This is a genomic window from Roseovarius pelagicus (assembly GCF_025639885.1).
Classification (GTDB): domain Bacteria; phylum Pseudomonadota; class Alphaproteobacteria; order Rhodobacterales; family Rhodobacteraceae; genus Roseovarius; species Roseovarius pelagicus.
In genome coordinates, this window is the sequence record NZ_CP106738.1 from 1,922,422 (window position 1) to 1,938,028 (window position 15,607).

General features: G+C 65.1%; 11 protein-coding genes. 7 read left to right on the plus strand and 4 right to left on the minus strand.

Annotated elements, in window-relative coordinates; all coding sequences use genetic code 11:
- The first annotated feature begins 30 nt into the window (after nt 1-30).
- From coaBC to N7U68_RS10650, 6 genes are all read left to right on the plus strand, one after another.
- On the plus strand, nt 31-1,224 hold the full coding sequence (gene coaBC, locus N7U68_RS10625; RefSeq protein ID WP_263049096.1) for a bifunctional phosphopantothenoylcysteine decarboxylase/phosphopantothenate--cysteine ligase CoaBC: 1,194 nt from the start codon (nt 31-33) through the stop codon (nt 1,222-1,224).
- 36 nt (nt 1,225-1,260) lie between these two features.
- Nucleotides 1,261-1,722 (plus strand): dUTP diphosphatase, encoded by a 462-nt coding sequence (gene dut, locus N7U68_RS10630; protein WP_263049097.1) that lies wholly within the window; start codon nt 1,261-1,263, stop codon nt 1,720-1,722.
- Entirely contained in the window at nt 1,722-2,783 is a 1,062-nt protein-coding gene (locus N7U68_RS10635) for a HesA/MoeB/ThiF family protein (RefSeq protein ID WP_263049098.1), read from the plus strand. The genes dut and N7U68_RS10635 overlap by 1 nt, the downstream gene beginning before the upstream one ends.
- On the plus strand, nt 2,780-4,792 hold the full coding sequence (locus tag N7U68_RS10640; protein WP_263049099.1) for a M3 family metallopeptidase: 2,013 nt from the start codon (nt 2,780-2,782) through the stop codon (nt 4,790-4,792). Before N7U68_RS10635 ends, N7U68_RS10640 begins: the two co-directional genes overlap by 4 nt.
- A gap of 74 nt (nt 4,793-4,866) precedes the next feature.
- Complete coding sequence (gene lysA / locus N7U68_RS10645) at nt 4,867-6,132, plus strand: diaminopimelate decarboxylase (protein WP_263049100.1); 1,266 nt, start codon at nt 4,867-4,869, stop codon at nt 6,130-6,132.
- Nucleotides 6,133-6,178: 46 nt separating this feature from the next.
- Nucleotides 6,179-8,767 carry a TIGR02302 family protein gene (locus tag N7U68_RS10650; RefSeq protein WP_263049101.1) on the plus strand — a complete coding sequence of 863 codons (2,589 nt, stop codon included), beginning with the start codon at nt 6,179-6,181 and terminating at the stop codon, nt 8,765-8,767.
- A gap of 51 nt (nt 8,768-8,818) precedes the next feature.
- On the opposite strand, the gene N7U68_RS10655 is transcribed toward N7U68_RS10650, so the two are convergent.
- Together N7U68_RS10655 and N7U68_RS10660 are read right to left on the minus strand one after the other, a co-directional pair.
- Nucleotides 8,819-8,947 (minus strand): hypothetical protein, encoded by a 129-nt coding sequence (locus tag N7U68_RS10655; protein WP_263049102.1) that lies wholly within the window; start codon nt 8,945-8,947, stop codon nt 8,819-8,821.
- Nucleotides 8,947-9,726 carry a YqgE/AlgH family protein gene (locus N7U68_RS10660; protein ID WP_373322986.1) on the minus strand — a complete coding sequence of 260 codons (780 nt, stop codon included), beginning with the start codon at nt 9,724-9,726 and terminating at the stop codon, nt 8,947-8,949. Before N7U68_RS10660 ends, N7U68_RS10655 begins: the two co-directional genes overlap by 1 nt.
- Here N7U68_RS10660 and N7U68_RS10665 point away from each other — a divergent pair.
- The gene (locus N7U68_RS10665; RefSeq protein ID WP_263046785.1) at nt 9,715-10,530 is read left to right on the plus strand and encodes a protein-disulfide reductase DsbD domain-containing protein; all 816 of its coding nucleotides are present in this window, start codon (nt 9,715-9,717) and stop codon (nt 10,528-10,530) included. The genes N7U68_RS10660 and N7U68_RS10665 overlap by 12 nt on opposite strands.
- On the opposite strand, the gene N7U68_RS10670 is transcribed toward N7U68_RS10665, so the two are convergent.
- Complete coding sequence (locus tag N7U68_RS10670; protein ID WP_263046786.1) at nt 10,509-13,913, minus strand: efflux RND transporter permease subunit; 3,405 nt, start codon at nt 13,911-13,913, stop codon at nt 10,509-10,511. The two genes, N7U68_RS10665 and N7U68_RS10670, sit on opposite strands and share 22 nt — an antisense overlap.
- 219 nt (nt 13,914-14,132) lie before the next feature.
- Nucleotides 14,133-15,593 carry an efflux RND transporter periplasmic adaptor subunit gene (locus N7U68_RS10675; protein ID WP_263046787.1) on the minus strand — a complete coding sequence of 487 codons (1,461 nt, stop codon included), beginning with the start codon at nt 15,591-15,593 and terminating at the stop codon, nt 14,133-14,135.
- Nucleotides 15,594-15,607: the final 14 nt, after the last annotated feature.

Genomic DNA, 15,607 nt, shown 5'->3' on the forward strand with positions numbered 1-15,607 from the left:
CTCTGATCGGTATCCACAAGGACGTTGCCGATGCTGGCCTCTAAACACATTCTATTGATTATCGGCGGCGGGATTGCCGCGTTCAAATCGCTGGACCTGATCCGGCGGCTGCGCGAACGCGGTGCGTCGGTGACGCCGGTTCTGACGCGGGCCGGGGCGGAGTTCGTCACGCCATTGTCAGTGTCGGCGCTGGCCGGGCGCAAGGTGTTTCAGGAGTTGTTCGATCTGACGGCAGAGGCCGAGATGGGGCATATCGAGTTGAGCCGCAGTGCCGATCTGATCGTGGTCGCACCAGCCACGGCAGACCTGATGGCCAAGATGGCGCAGGGGCATGCGGATGATCTGGCCTCGACGTTGTTGTTGGCCACCGACACGCCTGTGCTGATCGCACCGGCGATGAATGTGAGGATGTGGGAACACGCCGCCACGCAGCGCAATTTCGGTGTGTTGCAGGAGGATGGCATCGGGTTCGTCGGGCCGAACGCGGGCGACATGGCCTGCGGCGAGCATGGACCGGGCCGCATGGCGGAGCCGATGGAGATCGTGGCCGCGATCGAGGCGGCGCTGGCGGACGGGCCGCTGCGCGGCAAACGGGTGCTGGTCACGTCCGGGCCGACGCATGAGCCGATTGATCCGGTGCGCTATATCGCCAACCGGTCGTCCGGTGCGCAGGGGACCGCGCTGGCCCGTGCGCTGGCGGCCTTGGGGGCCGAGGTGGTGTTCGTCACCGGCCCGGCGGATGTGCCACCGCCCGGCGGGGTGGAGGTGATCGCCGTGCAGACCGCGCAGGAGATGCTGGAGGCGGTAGAGGCGGCGCTGCCGGTGGATGCGGCGGTCTTTGCCGCGGCAGTTGCAGATTGGCGTATGGCCAGCGCGGCCGCGTCGAAGATGAAAAAGACCAACGGCGGGTTGCCGGTGCTGGAGTTCGCCGAGAATCCTGACATTCTGGCGACGGTGGCGCAGATGGAGGCCGGGCGCCCTGCGCTGGTCGTGGGCTTTGCGGCCGAGACCGATGATGTGGTGGAAAACGCCACGGCCAAGCGGGCGCGCAAGGGTTGTGACTGGATCGTGGCGAATGACGTGAGCGCCGCGACCGGCATCATGGGCGGGACCGAGAACGCCGTGACCGTGATCGACGCGGAGGGGGCCGAGGCGTGGCCGCGTATGGGCAAGGCGCAGGTTGCAGCGCGTCTGGCCGAGCGGATCGCAAAGGCGCTGGCGTAGGATTTAGGTATTTCTGGAAAGATGAAAGGACAGGGGATGGTGTGCGTATCTGTTGTCTGGGACGATGGGGCGGACCGGGAAATGGGACTGCCCTTCTATGCCAGTGCCGGGGCGGCGGGGGCTGATCTGCGGGCGAATTTTGCCGCAGGCGCGCGCGACGGTGTGACGCTGGAGCCCGGTGCGCGGGCTTTGGTGCCCACGGGGCTGCGGCTGGCGATCCCGGAGGGGTACGAGGTGCAGATCCGGCCGCGGTCGGGTCTGGCGCTGAAACATGGGATCACGTTACCCAACAGCCCCGGCACCATCGACAGCGATTATCGCGGGCCGTTGGGGGTGATCGTGATGAATGCGGGCGATGCGGCGTTTCACATAGCGCATGGCGCGCGGATTGCGCAGATGGTGGTGGCCCCGGTGGTTCAGGCGCAGTTCGATTTGGTGGCGGATCTGGATGACACTGCGCGCGGGGCGGGTGGCTTTGGCTCGACAGGCGCGGGCTGATGCTGCTGGTTCTGGGTCTGGCCGCAGCACTTTGGGCGCTGGGTGCGCTGCTGGGCACGCCTGCGCGGGTGCGCTGGGGGATGATTGCCTGTCTCTGGATCGGGGTTGTGGTGCTGCATCTGTTGCTGCCCGACGATCATGCACTGCGGTTGGCGACAGGCGGCAGCGCCGCGCCGTGGTTGCTGCTGGGCGGTATCGCGGCGTTGGGGCTGGGCTATGGCCGGGTACTGGGCTGGTTGCGGGCGCGGTCCGGGCAGCGCGCGCCGGTGCCGCAGCAAACCGGCAGTTTTTCGGATGCGGAGCTGGAGCGGTATGCGCGTCATATCGTGCTGCGCGAAGTCGGTGGACCGGGACAGAAGAAGCTGAAGGCGGCGCGGGTTCTGGTGATCGGGGCCGGCGGGCTGGGATCGCCTGCGATGCTATATCTGGCGGCGGCCGGAGTTGGCACCATCGGTGTCATTGACGATGACGTTGTGGATGCGTCGAACCTGCAACGGCAGGTGATCCATCCTGATGCAGCGATCGGCCTGCCCAAGGTGCAATCGGCGGCCACGGCCATCGCCGCGCAGAACCCGCATGTGACGGTGCGGCCCTATCAGCGGCGGCTGACCGAGGAGATCGCTGCCGATCTGATCGCCGATTACGACATCGTACTGGAAGGCGTGGACAATTTTGAGACCCGCTATCTGGTCAACCGCGTGGCCGCCGGGCTGGGCAAGCCACTGGTTTCGGGCGCGTTATCGCAATGGGAGGGGCAGATCAGCGTGTTTGACCCGGCGCAGGGCGCGCCCTGCTACGAATGCGTGTTCGCCAAGGCCCCCGAGGCCCATCTGGCACCGTCCTGTGCCGAGGCGGGTGTGATGGGGGCGCTGCCCGGTGTGATCGGGGCGATGATGGCCGGTGAAGCGATCAAGCTGATCACCGGAGCCGGGGCGCCGCTGCGGGGCGAGATGCTGATTTATGACGCGCTATATGCCGATGCGCGCAAGTTCAAACTGACACCGCGCGACGACTGCCCGGTTTGTGGAAATCGCCGGACCGGCGAGAAGGAGACGACATGACGAACCCGCTGCTGCGTGACTGGACCGGACCCTATGAGTTGGCGCCGTTCGCCGAGATCGAGGATGGTCATTTCGCGCCAGCCTTTGACGCGGCGCTGAGCGCGGCGCAGGCAGAGATCACGGCGATTGCCGACGCAGACGCGGCGCCGACATTTGCAAACACCATCGAGGCGCTGGAGGCGTCCGGTGCGGCGTTGGACAAGGTATTGTCGGTGTTTTTCACCCTTGCCGGGGCCGATAGCAATCCGGCGCGGCAGGCGTTGCAACGCGAATTCTCGCCCAAGCTGGCGGCCTATTCATCGTGGGTCAGTGGCAACAAAGCGCTCTTTGCGCGGATCGAGACGCTGTGGGAAGCGCGCGAGACGCTGGACCTGACGCCCGAGCAGGCCCGCGTGCTGATGCTGACCCATCGCGGATTTCGCCGTGCCGGTGCGGCACTGACCGGGGACGCGGACGCGCGGATGCGCGAAGTCATGGCGCGGCTGGCGGAACTGGGCACGGCGTTTACCCAGAACCTGCTGGCGGATGAGGCCGCGTGGCAGATGGAACTGGGCGAGGATGATCTGGGCGGTTTGCCTGATTTTCTGGTCCGGTCGGCGCGCGCGGTGGGGGCTGAAAAGGGGCTGGATTGTCCGGTGATCACGCTGTCGCGGTCGCTGATCGTGCCGTTTTTGCAGTTTTCCGACCGACGTGATCTGCGCCGCCGCGCCTTTGCGGCATGGGCGGCGCGCGGGGCGAATGGCGGTGAGACAGACAATCGTGAAATTGCCGCCGAGACGCTGGCGCTGCGCGCCGAGCGGGCGGAGCTGTTGGGTTATGACAGTTTTGCCGATTTCAAGCTGGAAACCGAGATGGCCAAGACACCGCAGGCGGTGCGCGATCTGCTGATGCAGGTCTGGGCCCCTGCCCGCGCGCAGGCGCTGGCCGATGCGGACACGCTGACGCAAATGATGCAGGCGGATGAGGTCAACGGCCCGCTAGAGCCGTGGGACTGGCGCTATTACGCGGAGAAGCGGCGGCAGGCCGAGCACGATCTGGATGAGAGCGAGGTGAAGCCCTATCTGCAACTGGACCGGATGATCGAGGCGGCGTTCGCCTGCGCCAACCGTCTGTTCGGGCTGGAATTCCGGGCGCTGGACGTGCCGCTGCATCATGCCGATTGCCGCGCGTGGGAGGTGACACGCGGGGGCGATCATGTGGCAGTGTTCATCGGCGATTACTTCGCGCGCGGATCAAAGCGGTCGGGGGCGTGGTGTTCGGCGATGCGCGGGCAGGCCAAATTCCCCGAGGTGCAGGCGCCCGTGGTGATCAACGTGTGCAACTTTGCCAAGGATGACCCGGCATTGTTGAGCTATGATGACGCGCGCACGTTGTTCCACGAGTTCGGTCATGCGTTGCACCAGATGCTGTCGGATGTGCGATACGAGAGCGTCAGCGGCACGTCGGTCGCGCGCGATTTCGTCGAGTTGCCCAGCCAGCTATATGAGCATTGGCTGGAAGTGCCCGAAGTGCTGGCCGAGTTCGCGACCCATGCCGACACTGGTGCGGCAATGCCACAGGCACTGCTGGACAAGGTACTGAAGGCGGCGACATTCGACATGGGGTTCCAGACAGTCGAATATCTGGGATCGGCATTGGTCGATCTGGCGTTCCACGAGGGCGCGCCGCCCGCCGATCCGATGGCGCGGCAGGCTGACGTTCTGGCCCATATCGGCATGCCCCCTGCGATCACCATGCGCCATGCGACGCCGCAATTCGCGCATGTGTTCGCGGGTGATGGATATTCGGCGGGCTATTACAGCTATATGTGGTCCGAAGTGATGGATGCCGATGCCTTTGCCGCGTTCGAGGAGGCTGGGGGACCGTTCGACGCTGAACGCGCGACGGCGCTGGAGCGGCACATCCTGTCGCGCGGTGGGTCCGCGGATGCCGAGGCGCTCTATCTGGCGTTTCGCGGTCAGATGCCCGGACCTGCGGCGCTGCTGAAGGGGCGCGGGCTGGCTGCGTAAGGCGAAATGCGGGGCGGTTGTTGCAGCAGGCCATTTCTCTGATATGACGCCAACGGAACAACTGGATTTTCACTATGGATCATTTTCTATACCGCGATGGCGCGCTCTATGCCGAGGACGTGCCGCTGGCCGAGATCGCGGCCAGTGTCGGCACGCCGTTCTACGTCTATTCGACCGCCACGCTGGAGCGACATTACCGGTTGTTCGACGAGGCGCTGGAGGGGATGGACCATCTGGTGTGCTACGCCATGAAGGCCGCCAGCAATCAGGCGATCCTGAAAACGCTGGCAGCATTGGGCGCGGGCATGGATGTGGTATCAGGCGGCGAATACCTGCGCGCCAAAGCGGCGGGCGTGCCCGGCGATCGCATCGTGTTCTCTGGTATCGGCAAGACGACAGACGAGATGCGGCTGGCGCTGGAAGGTGGCATCCGGCAGTTCAACGTCGAGAGCGAGCCAGAGATGATCGCGCTGAACGCTGCGGCGCTGGATCTGGGCGTGCGTGCGCCGATCACGGTGCGGGTGAACCCCGACGTGGATGCCAAGACCCATGCCAAGATCGCCACCGGCAAATCCGAGAACAAGTTCGGCATCCCGATTGCCCGCGCCCGCGCGGTCTATGCGCAGGCGGCGGCGCTGCCGGGGCTGGACGTGATCGGGATCGACGTGCATATCGGCAGCCAACTGACCGAGTTGGCCCCTTTTGCGCTGGCCTACGCCAAGGTCGCGGAACTGACTGAGACATTGCGCGCCGATGGCCATGACATCCGGCGGCTGGATCTGGGCGGCGGTCTGGGCATTCCCTATACGCGGTCGAACAGTGCCCCGCCACTGCCGACGGAATACGGTGCGCTGATCCGCGACACGCTGGGCCATCTGGGCTGCGAGATCGAGATCGAGCCGGGGCGTCTGGTGGCGGGCAATGCCGGGCTGCTGGTCAGCGAGGTGATCTATGTGAAATCTGGCGAGGGGCGCGATTTTCTGATCCTTGATGCGGCGATGAATGACCTGATCCGCCCGGCCATGTATGACGCATGGCATGATATTGTCCCGGTGATTGAACCAGAGGCCGGCACCGAACAGCAACCCTATGACATCGTCGGCCCGGTCTGCGAGAGCGGTGATACCTTCGCCAAGCAGCGCATGATGCCGCCGTTGGTCGCGGGCGATCTGGTGGCGTTCCGCAGTGCGGGGGCCTACGGCGCTGTCATGTCGAGCGAATACAACACCCGCCCGATGATCCCCGAGGTGCTGGTGCATGAGCATCAATTCGCCGTCATCCGGGCACGTCCGACCTTTGACGAAATGATAAATCGCGATACCATCCCCGAATGGCTATAGCGCGCCAATGCGCAAGGCCCTGCCGGAAAGGTGGCCGAACAGATACATGGCGGAACGCACCCCCCTCCTGAACGATGCGCTGGCGCGATTGCGCGCGCCGCTCACCCTGACGTGGGCGGGGCTTCTGGCAGAACGTCTGGTACAGGCGTTTTGGCCGCTCTGGACACTGATTGCGGCGGTGGCGGCGGCGCTGATGCTGGGGTTTCACGACTGGGCGATGGTCGAACTGGTGGGCGCGTCCCTGATCGGGGCCGCCATTGGCGCAGTGGTCTTTGCGGTGCTGGGCGTCCGGCGCTTTGCCTGGCCACGCCGGGCCGAAGCCGTGACGCGGATGGACAGCGCATTGGCCGAACGTCCGCTGGCCGCCTTGGGCGACCGACAGGCCATCGGCAGTGGCGATGCCGCATCCGAGGCGCTGTGGCGCGCGCATTTGGCACGAATGGCCAAGGCAGCCAGTCACGCGCACACCATCGCGCCGGACTTACGCATCTCTGACCGCGACCCGTTTGGCCTGCGTTACATCGCACTGCTGGGTCTGGTGGCCGCACTGTGTTTCGGATCGGCCTGGCGGGTCAGTACGATTCCATTGATTGGGCCGGGGCACGCACAACCCGCTGCCGCGGGCCCGACTTGGGAAGGCTGGGTCGAGCCGCCACGATATACCGGCCTGCCAAGCCTGTATCTGTCGGATCAGAAGGACCGCATCAACGTTCCCGTCGGCAGCCGTATCACCCTGCGCCTCTATGGTGCGCTGGGTGCGCTCAGCGCCTCTGAAACCGTCTCGGGGCGGACCACGGGTATTGGCAATGCAACGGATCCTGCGCAGGATTTCGACGTCACGCAGAGCGGGACATTGACCATCGACGGTGCCGGTGGGCGTAGCTGGACAATCACGGCCCTGCCCGATGCGGCGCCCGATGTCACGCTGGTCGATGAGGGCAAACGCACGACGTTTGACGGCCAGATGCGTCAGCCGTTTCACGCCCGCGACGATTACGGCGTGACGGGCGGCACCGCGATCTTTCGGTTGGATCCTGACCGGGTGAAACGGCGCTACGGTCTGGCCACCGACCCGGAGCCGCGTGAGGCGATCGTGCTGGAACTGCCGATGCCGATCACCGGAGGGCGGGATGATTTTACCGAGGCCCTGATCGAGAACCTGTCAGAACATGCCTGGGCACATCTGCCGGTGACGCTGGAACTGCAGGTGACGGATGCGCGCGAGCAGATCGGCAGCAGCGCGCCTGTGCCAATGGCCCTGCCCGCGCGCCGGTTCTTTGACCCGCTCGCGGCGGCGGTGATCGAACAGCGGCAATCGCTGCTGTGGTCGCGCCATAACGCACGCGATGTGACCCAGATTCTGCGTGCCGTATCGCACCGGCCTGAGGGCGGGCTGTTTCGCTCTGAAACCGCCTATCTGCGGTTGCGGGTGATCCTGCGTCGGCTAGAAACGCTGGTGCGCCATGACGCGCTGACACCAGAGGCGCGCGACGAAATCACGGCGGCGATGTGGGAACTGGCCTTGCTGCTGGAGGATGGCGATATCGGCGACGCGCTGGAACGGATGCGTCAGGCGCAGGAACGCCTCAGCGAAGCGATGAAAAACGGCGCCAGCGAAGAGGACATCGCGCGGCTGATGCAGGAATTGCGCGATGCCACGCAGGATTACCTGCGCCAGAAATCGCAACAGGCCCAGCGCGAAAATGACGCCGATCAGCCCGATCAGGGCGACCAGAACGCGATGCAGCTCAGCCAGCAGGACCTGCAGGACATGATGGACCGCATTCAGGAACTGATGAATGAGGGGCGCATGGCCGAGGCGCAGCAAGCGTTGCAGGAATTTCAGGAAATGATGGAGAACCTGCGCGTGACCGAAGGCCAGCGCGGGCAAGGCGATTCAGAGGGTCAGCAGGCGATGGAGGGGCTGGCCGATACCCTGCGCCAGCAACAAGGGCTGTCGGATCAGGCATTCCGCGATCTGCAGGAACAGTTCAATCCCGGCGCGCAGGCCGGCGAAAGCCAGAATAACGAAGGGCGCAACGGCGGCGAAGGCCGTGGCCAGAGCCACGAGGGTCAGGGCGGTCAGGGCAGCGGTCAGGGTGAGCAGCAAGGTCAGGAGCAAGGCGACGCGCAAACCGGATCAGGCGCGTTGGCCGACCGGCAAGAGGCGCTGCGCCGCGAGTTGGAACGCCAGCGCGGCAACCTGCCCGGTCAGGGCTCCGAGGGCGGCGATGCGGCGCGCGATGCGCTTGACCGTGCGGGCCGCGCGATGGACGGTGCCGAGGACGCACTGCGCCAGAATGACCTCGCCGAAGCGATCGATCAGCAATCTGCTGCAATGGACGCGCTGCGCGAGGGTATGCGCAACCTCGGCGAAGCGATGGCCGAGGCGAACCGCAACAATCAGGGCGGTCAGGGGCAGGCGCGTGGTGCCGATGGTGCACAGCAATCCGACCCGTTGGGACGCATCGCCGGTCAGGGCGATCAGGCGGGCACGCAGGACAGTCTGTTGCAGGGTGAGGACGTCTATCGTCGCGCCCGCGAGCTTCTGGACGAAATCCGCCGCCGGTCCGGTCAGGGGGACCGCCCCGAAGTGGAACGCGATTATCTGCAACGCCTGCTCGACCGGTTCTGACCGACGCAGCCGCCGCTCTTCAGTTTTCGCCAAATACTCTCGCCGAAGGCGTCAGGTCTCGATGGTACCGGCACGGGCGCACTCTCGTGTCACACCCGCCCCACGCGGCCCGACGCCCGTGCCAAAGGCAGGGGCGAGGAAAACCGGCATGCGCGCAGCGCATTCCATATGGCACCGCATCAGGCGCGCCCGGCGTCGGCGGATAATGTCAGTGGGCTGATCCCGAGCGAGGTCAGCGCCGCCTCCCATTTGGCGGCATTGGCGGTGCCAAAGACCAGATCAGGCGTGCCGGGACCGATCAGCCATCCGTTTTGGGCGATCTCTCCCTCCAGTTGCCCCGGCCCCCAGCCAGCATAGCCCAGCGCGATGATTGCCTGTGATGGCCCGCCGCCCCCGGCCAGATCCTCTAGGATGTCCAGCGTCGCGGTCATGGCGAATGTCTCGTTCACGTCCAGCGTGGACACCGGCGAGGCATAGCCCGCCTCGTGCAGTACGAAACCGCGCCCATGCTCTACCGGGCCACCAAAATGCACCGGCATTACGCGGCTTTGCGGGCCGCTGTCGATTGACAGTTGTTCCAGAAGGTCGCTGAGCGACAGGTCCGAGGTCGGTTTGTTCACGATCAGACCCATCGCGCCCTCAGCCGAATGGGCGCACATGAACACCACCGAATGGCCGAACCGGTCATCCCCCATGCCCGGCATGGCGATGAGCAGCTGGCCTGTCAGATCCATCTCATGTGTCACGTCGTCTCCTTCTCGTGCCTCTGTTTGCGCGCGGCCCGGCGGCTGGCGTTTATCCCGACAATGCGTCAGTGGTCGAACCATGACAAGCGCCCGTCCCTGACGGTGCAATATGGGGCTCAACGCGCCCAAGGCACGGAATGTTGCAATCCTGTCTCTGGAAAGTGAGTTGGCATTGCGCCGCGAATGGCCCATGTCAGAGGCATGATCCAGCATCTTATCCGCCCTTTTCTGGCCTCTGCCCTGTTCTTGGCCTCGCTTTTGCCTGCGGCGGCCGGATCGCTGGACGATGTACTGCAGGCCCGTATTCTGCCCGGTTGGCGCATGGCAGACGGCACGCATATGGCCGCGCTTGAAATCACGCTGAAGCCGGGGTGGAAAACCTATTGGCGCGCGCCCGGTGATCTGGGCATTCCGCCCAGTTTCGACTGGCGCGGGTCGGGGAATTTGAACGGTGTCGAGATCAGCTGGCCGACGCCCAAGCCCTTGTTACAGGACGGCATGTTGACGATTGGCTATACCGACCGCGTGGTTTTACCGCTCAAGGTGCTACCAAGGCGCGCCGGGCGCGAAATCCGCTTGCAGGGTCGGCTCGACCTTGGGGTGTGCCATGATGTCTGCATTCCGATGAACCTGAATATTGCCGCTGCATTGCCCAGCGCCGCGCAAAAGCGTGATCCGCGCATTGCCGCCGCGCTGGCCGAGCAACCCTATAGCGCCAAAGAGGCACGGGTCAGCAGCGTGCAGTGCACCCTGTCGCCGCACGCGGACGGTCTGGCGCTGCGGGTCGACATTCGCATGCCGAGCGCGGGCGGGGCCGAGGTGGTCGCCATCGAGACCGACAATCCGCAGGTCTGGGTTGCTCCGGCGCGGACGTCGCGCAAGGGCGGCACGCTTACTGTCGAGACGCGGCTGGAGCATGTGGAGGGGCGCAGTTTCGCACTCAACCGCTCTGCGGTGCGCATAACCGTTCTGGGCCGGTCCTACGGCGTGGATATTCAGGGCTGCCCGGCAGGCTGACGCCGCAGCACCTGCGCCAGTGCCATGACCACATAGAGCAGCAGAACCAGCAGCGCCGCCCCCGCCAGAAATGCCAGCAGTGCCGCGCGGAGCGGGGCCATGCCCGCCAGCATCGGAACCAGCGCCAGCAGGGGTGCAGGCAGGCCACCCGACACGATCACGGCACCCATTGTTGCCGCCAGCCACAGCAGCACAGCCGCCAGCCCGGCCCCCAGCCCCAGCCGGATCGGCGCGTGGCGCATCCGCAGACCACGCCGCAGTGCCTGTGTCTGGCGCGCCAGATCGTTCTGCATCGCCATCAGTGCCGGCACGACCAGCAGGACGATGACCATGCCAAAGGCGAGACCATAGACCAGCGTGATCACTGTCGGCAGCAGGAACTGTGCCTGTTGCGATCGCTCGAACAGCAGCGGCGTAAGCCCGGCCACCGTGGTCAGCGTGGTCAGCATGATGGGCCGCAGCCGGTCGGCAGCGCCATCGATGATCGACGGAATCAGCCCGCGATCGCGGGCGTGTTCGTCAATCGTCGTGACCAGCACGATAGAGTCGTTGATGATGATACCGGTCATGCCCAACAGCCCCACCACCGTGAACATGCTGAGCGGCACGTCCCATTGCGCGTGGCCATAGATCGTCCCCACCAACCCGAACGGAATGATCGACATGACCACCATCGGCCGGGTCCAACTGGAGAACACCCATGCCAGCACCAGATAGATACCGGTCAGTGTCAGCATCAGGCCCAGCGTCGCGTCGGCCAGAAATTCGTCCTCTTGTTCGCTGAGGCCGGACATGCGCCATTCGACCTGTGCTTCACTGGCGATGCGCGGCAGGATGGTGTCCTGTAGCGTCGTCATTATCTCGGAGGCGCGGGCTGGATCATCCTCGGAGATATCACCCGTGACGCTGATCAGGCGAACGCCGTTTTCGCGCCGCACGGTCGAGAACCCGTTGCGCCGCTCGACCGAGACGATGTCGGCCAGCGGGACATATTGCCCGTCGGGGGTGCGTAGCTGCATCCGTTCGAGGAAATCGGCTGTCAGTTCACCCTTTGGCAACTCGACCCGGATTTCGGCGCTGCGCGGGCCGATGGGGTAGGTCGCCGCCTCTATACCGCCAAGGCGCGCGCGCAGCACGCGGCCCAGCCCGTCAATGTCAAAGCCGAGCGCCGATCCCTGCGGAGTCAGTTCGAGTATCAACTCTTCTTTATCGTAGGCCAGATTGTCCTCGACCGCGGAGACCTCGGGATAGCGCGACAGCGCGGATTTCAGCGCCCCTGACGCCGATTTCAGCACTTCGGCGCTGGCCCCGTAGAACTGCACGTCCAGCGCATCGCCTCCCGGCCCGGAACGCGCGCCTCGAAAGCTGACGGTTTCGGCCATTGGCAGATGCACCACGCGGTCCTGTAGCGCGGCGACAAAGGCAAAGCTGGAATAGGGGCGCAGGTCGGCGTCGATCAGCTCGATCGAGATGCCGCCCAACTGATCGGGTTCCTTGGTTTCGGTCCCGGCCATGCCACGGCCTGCGTTGCCGCCGATTTCGGCAATGACGTAGTCGATCGGATTGCGCCCGTAGGTTTGGGCGTATTCTGCGCCCAACTCTTCGGTGGCGCGTTGCATTTCGCGCATCATTTCCAGCGAATCGTCGCGTGTGGCACCGGGAACCATCGCAAAATTGCCTGTCACGCTGCCGCGTTCCGGCGCGTTGAAGAACCGCCATGTGACGTCGCCGGACACAAACAGCGTCAATTGCGAGGCCAGCACCAGAATAGCCCCAGCCATGACCGGGTAACGCGCCCAGATCACGCCAGCCATAAGCGGACGAAACAGCCGGTCGCGGACCCAGACAAAGCCGCGATTAACCACGCGAGAGGGTGCATCATACCAATGTTCTTTGGCCGAGTGCACCAATGCGCGGCTCATGTGATGCGGCAGGATCAGGAAACATTCGATCAGCGATGCGGTCAGCACTACGATCACGGTAAAGGGGATATCGGCGATCAGGTCGCCGAACCGGCCACTGACCACGGTAAGGCCAAAGAACGCGATGAGCGTGGTCAGCGTGGCGGAAAAGACCGGCAGCGCCATGCGGCGTGCGGCATTTTCGGCGGCCTCTACCGCGCCTTCGCGCAATTTTCGCACGCGGGCATCGGCATGTTCGCCCACCACGATGGCGTCATCCACGACGATCCCCAGCGTGATAATCAACGCAAAGAGCGAGATCATGTTGATCGTCAGCCCCGCCGCATACATCAGCGCCACTGCGGCCAGCATGGCCACCGGGATACCCGCCGCGACCCAAAATGCGATCCGCGCATTGAGAAAGAGGAACAGGAGCGTGACCACCAGCAAGAGGCCAGTACTGCCGTTTTCCAGCAGCAGATTCAGCCGACCAGATATCATGTCCGAACGGGTGCGGATGAGGTCGACCGAGACACCTTCTGGCAGGGTTTCGGCCATTTCAGAGGCGATGCGTTCGACCGTGGCCTGAATTTCAAGCGCATCGCCACGGGCAGAGCGATCAACGCGGACGGACATGGCGGGGTTTTCGCCGACAAAGTAACTGCGTTCGCGGGCGATGCCCTCGAACCGGATGGTGGCCACGTCACCGACGGTCAGCTTGGATCGGTCAGGATTAACCCGCAGCGTGATGGCGGCAATCTGGTCGGGGTCGCGTTTCTCGACCCCGGTGCGCACGCGGGTATTGGCACCCTCGACATCCCCCGCCGGATCGGCGTCCACCTCGGCGCCGATGGCGGCGGCTATTTCGGCCATAGTGATGTCATGTGCCATGAGTGCAACGCTAGGCACCTCGATGATCGTCTCTGGCGCTGCGACACCGCGCACCGTGGTGCGGGTCACGCCAGCGGCAAAGAGCCGTGTCACCAGTTCGTCCGCAAAAAGGCCAAGCTGCTGCGTGCCCACAGGGCCGGTCAGCACCACGTCGGTCACGCGGTCGCGCCACGCGCCACGCCGCACTTCGGGGTCTTCGGCCTCTTCTGGCAGTGTCGTGACCCCGTCCACAGCGGCCTGCACATCATCTGCCGCGCGGCCCATGTCCCAGCCCGGCTCGAATTCTAGCGCGATGCTGGCGCTGTTCTCGCGGCTGCTGGATTCAGTGCTTTCCACCCCTTCGACGGCCATCAGGACCGGTTCAAGCGCCTGCACGATGCCTGCATCTATGTCCTCGGCACCGGCCCCGTCCCAGATGACCGAAACCGAAACGCTGTCGACGATCACATCGGGCAGAAACTGTGCGCGCATACGCGGGGCGGCTGCGATGCCGAGCACGATCAGCACCACCAGCAACAGGTTGGCTGCCGTGTGGTGGCGGGTGAAGTAGGACAGCAGGCCACCAGCGGCAGGAGGCAGCGGGCGGGTCATGCGGATAACCGCGCGGAACGGAGGCCATTCTCAGGGCCCCCGCGCAATTGCCGGGCCGCCCCCCGGACTGGCGATTTAATGAGGTTGGGCGCTGCGCTCTGAGTTCGGAGGGGGGTGGCGGACATAAAGGCGTCAGAGCAGGCGTCCGGTCGCCATCCTGCGGGCTGGCAATGACGCGGCAGCGGGCAGTATATCTGTGACGAGCGCAACACCACCACCCTAGCCCCCCATGCGGGTTTCGAGCCGCTGCACCATGCGGGCGGGCACGCGGTCCTGCTCCAGCTTGGCCAGCAGGCGGGTTTTAAGCGCATCGGGCATGTCGGTGTTGCCCTCGACATAGGCGATGAGGCGGGCGCGGCGATCCGCGCTGAGTTCCAGCATCTCTGGCGCGGGGGTTTCGGCAACACCTTCGGTATGGCGCAGCGGGCGGACCTTGATCCCGGCGCCCAGAAGTGGCGAGCGTTGGGTAATCACTTCGCGCCCGGCCAGCGCGGCGCTGCGCACCAGAATATCGTCGCCCTGACGCCGCAAGAGCGTGACCGGGATCGCCTCTATCCGGTCCTCGCCCGAGAGCGCCAGCACGCTGCCATCCGCACCGAGGGCGGCGGCGGGTAGGCGCACGATATTCTCTAGCGGCGGTTCATCAATACGCACGGTGACGAAATCGCCGGGTTTAAGGCCCTGCGCCGCATCCAGCCGGGCAAAGACCAGACGCCCGGTCTGCCCCTCGCCCACTGCTGCGCTGGCACGGGTCACGATGCCGGTCGCCTGTAGATTGACGCCGAATGCCTCTAGCGTGACGCGCACCGGGGCGGACAAGAGCACGCCCTTCGGGTCCAGAAGCCGCGCGAATTGCGGGGTCGAGACACGAAACGCCACCTCAAGCGCGGCGGGGTCGATCAGGGTCGCCATTTTCTCGTTCGCAGAGATCAGACCGCCCTCGACCACGGTGACGTCACTCAGGCTGCCGGTAAAGCCCGCGAGGATGGTGGTATCATCCAACCGGCGCTGCGCCTCTTTTTGACTAATGATGGCGCGCGACAGCCCGGTAGCGGCCTGATCAACGCGCGCCTCGGCTGTGGCGAGCGCCTGACGGCGGGCCAGAACGGTGGCGCGGGCCTGTGCGGCGGCGAGTTCGGCAACTTCGACCGCCGCTGCGGTCCCGACGCCGCGCGCCTCAAGGTCCTGCTGACGTTTGAACGCGCGGTCCTGAAGTTCGGCCTGTGCATCGGCGGCGCCCAGTTCATCGCGGGCAAGGTCCAGCCCGCGCTGGGCATCGCGGGTTTCGGCCTGTGCATCGCTGACGTCACTGGCGGCGCGGTCCAGCGCAGACTGGCTATCGGCCGGATCGACGCGGGCCAGCACTTGCCCCGCGCGCACCTGACCGCCCTCCTCGAACGCATCGGCCAACTCGACCAGTGTGCCGCCCGCCTTGGCGCGGATTTCCAACGACCGGCGGCTCTGCACCTCGCCAAAAACGGTGAGTTCGGGGGTGATCTGCTGCGGCGTGGCGGTGATGACGTTGACGGCAAAGACCCGTTCACGCCGCTCGGCAACGCGGGGTTCCTTGGTCAAGCGTTCCTGAACGGCGGAAAAAACAGTGTATCCCGCATAGGCAAGCAACCCCAGTGTCATCGACATGAGGAACAGGCCGGTCAGGCTTTGACGCAGAAACCGCATGGTAAATCGAACCT

Bases quoted from the DNA above. Each gene is read 5' to 3' on its own strand.
- coaBC (WP_263049096.1), top strand. From the start codon at position 31: ATGCTGGCCTCTAAACACATTCTATTGATTATCGGCGGCGGGATTGCC.
- dut (WP_263049097.1), top strand. From the start codon at position 1,261: ATGGTGTGCGTATCTGTTGTCTGGGACGATGGGGCGGACCGGGAAATG.
- N7U68_RS10655 (WP_263049102.1), bottom strand. From the start codon at position 8,947: ATGCGGTGCCATATGGAATGCGCTGCGCGCATGCCGGTTTTCCTCGCC.
- N7U68_RS10635 (WP_263049098.1), top strand. From the start codon at position 1,722: ATGCTGCTGGTTCTGGGTCTGGCCGCAGCACTTTGGGCGCTGGGTGCG.
- N7U68_RS10650 (WP_263049101.1), top strand. From the start codon at position 6,179: ATGGCGGAACGCACCCCCCTCCTGAACGATGCGCTGGCGCGATTGCGC.
- N7U68_RS10660 (WP_373322986.1), bottom strand. From the start codon at position 9,726: ATGCTGGATCATGCCTCTGACATGGGCCATTCGCGGCGCAATGCCAAC.
- lysA (WP_263049100.1), top strand. From the start codon at position 4,867: ATGGATCATTTTCTATACCGCGATGGCGCGCTCTATGCCGAGGACGTG.
- N7U68_RS10670 (WP_263046786.1), bottom strand. From the start codon at position 13,913: ATGACCCGCCCGCTGCCTCCTGCCGCTGGTGGCCTGCTGTCCTACTTC.
- N7U68_RS10665 (WP_263046785.1), top strand. From the start codon at position 9,715: ATGATCCAGCATCTTATCCGCCCTTTTCTGGCCTCTGCCCTGTTCTTG.
- N7U68_RS10675 (WP_263046787.1), bottom strand. From the start codon at position 15,593: ATGCGGTTTCTGCGTCAAAGCCTGACCGGCCTGTTCCTCATGTCGATG.
- N7U68_RS10640 (WP_263049099.1), top strand. From the start codon at position 2,780: ATGACGAACCCGCTGCTGCGTGACTGGACCGGACCCTATGAGTTGGCG.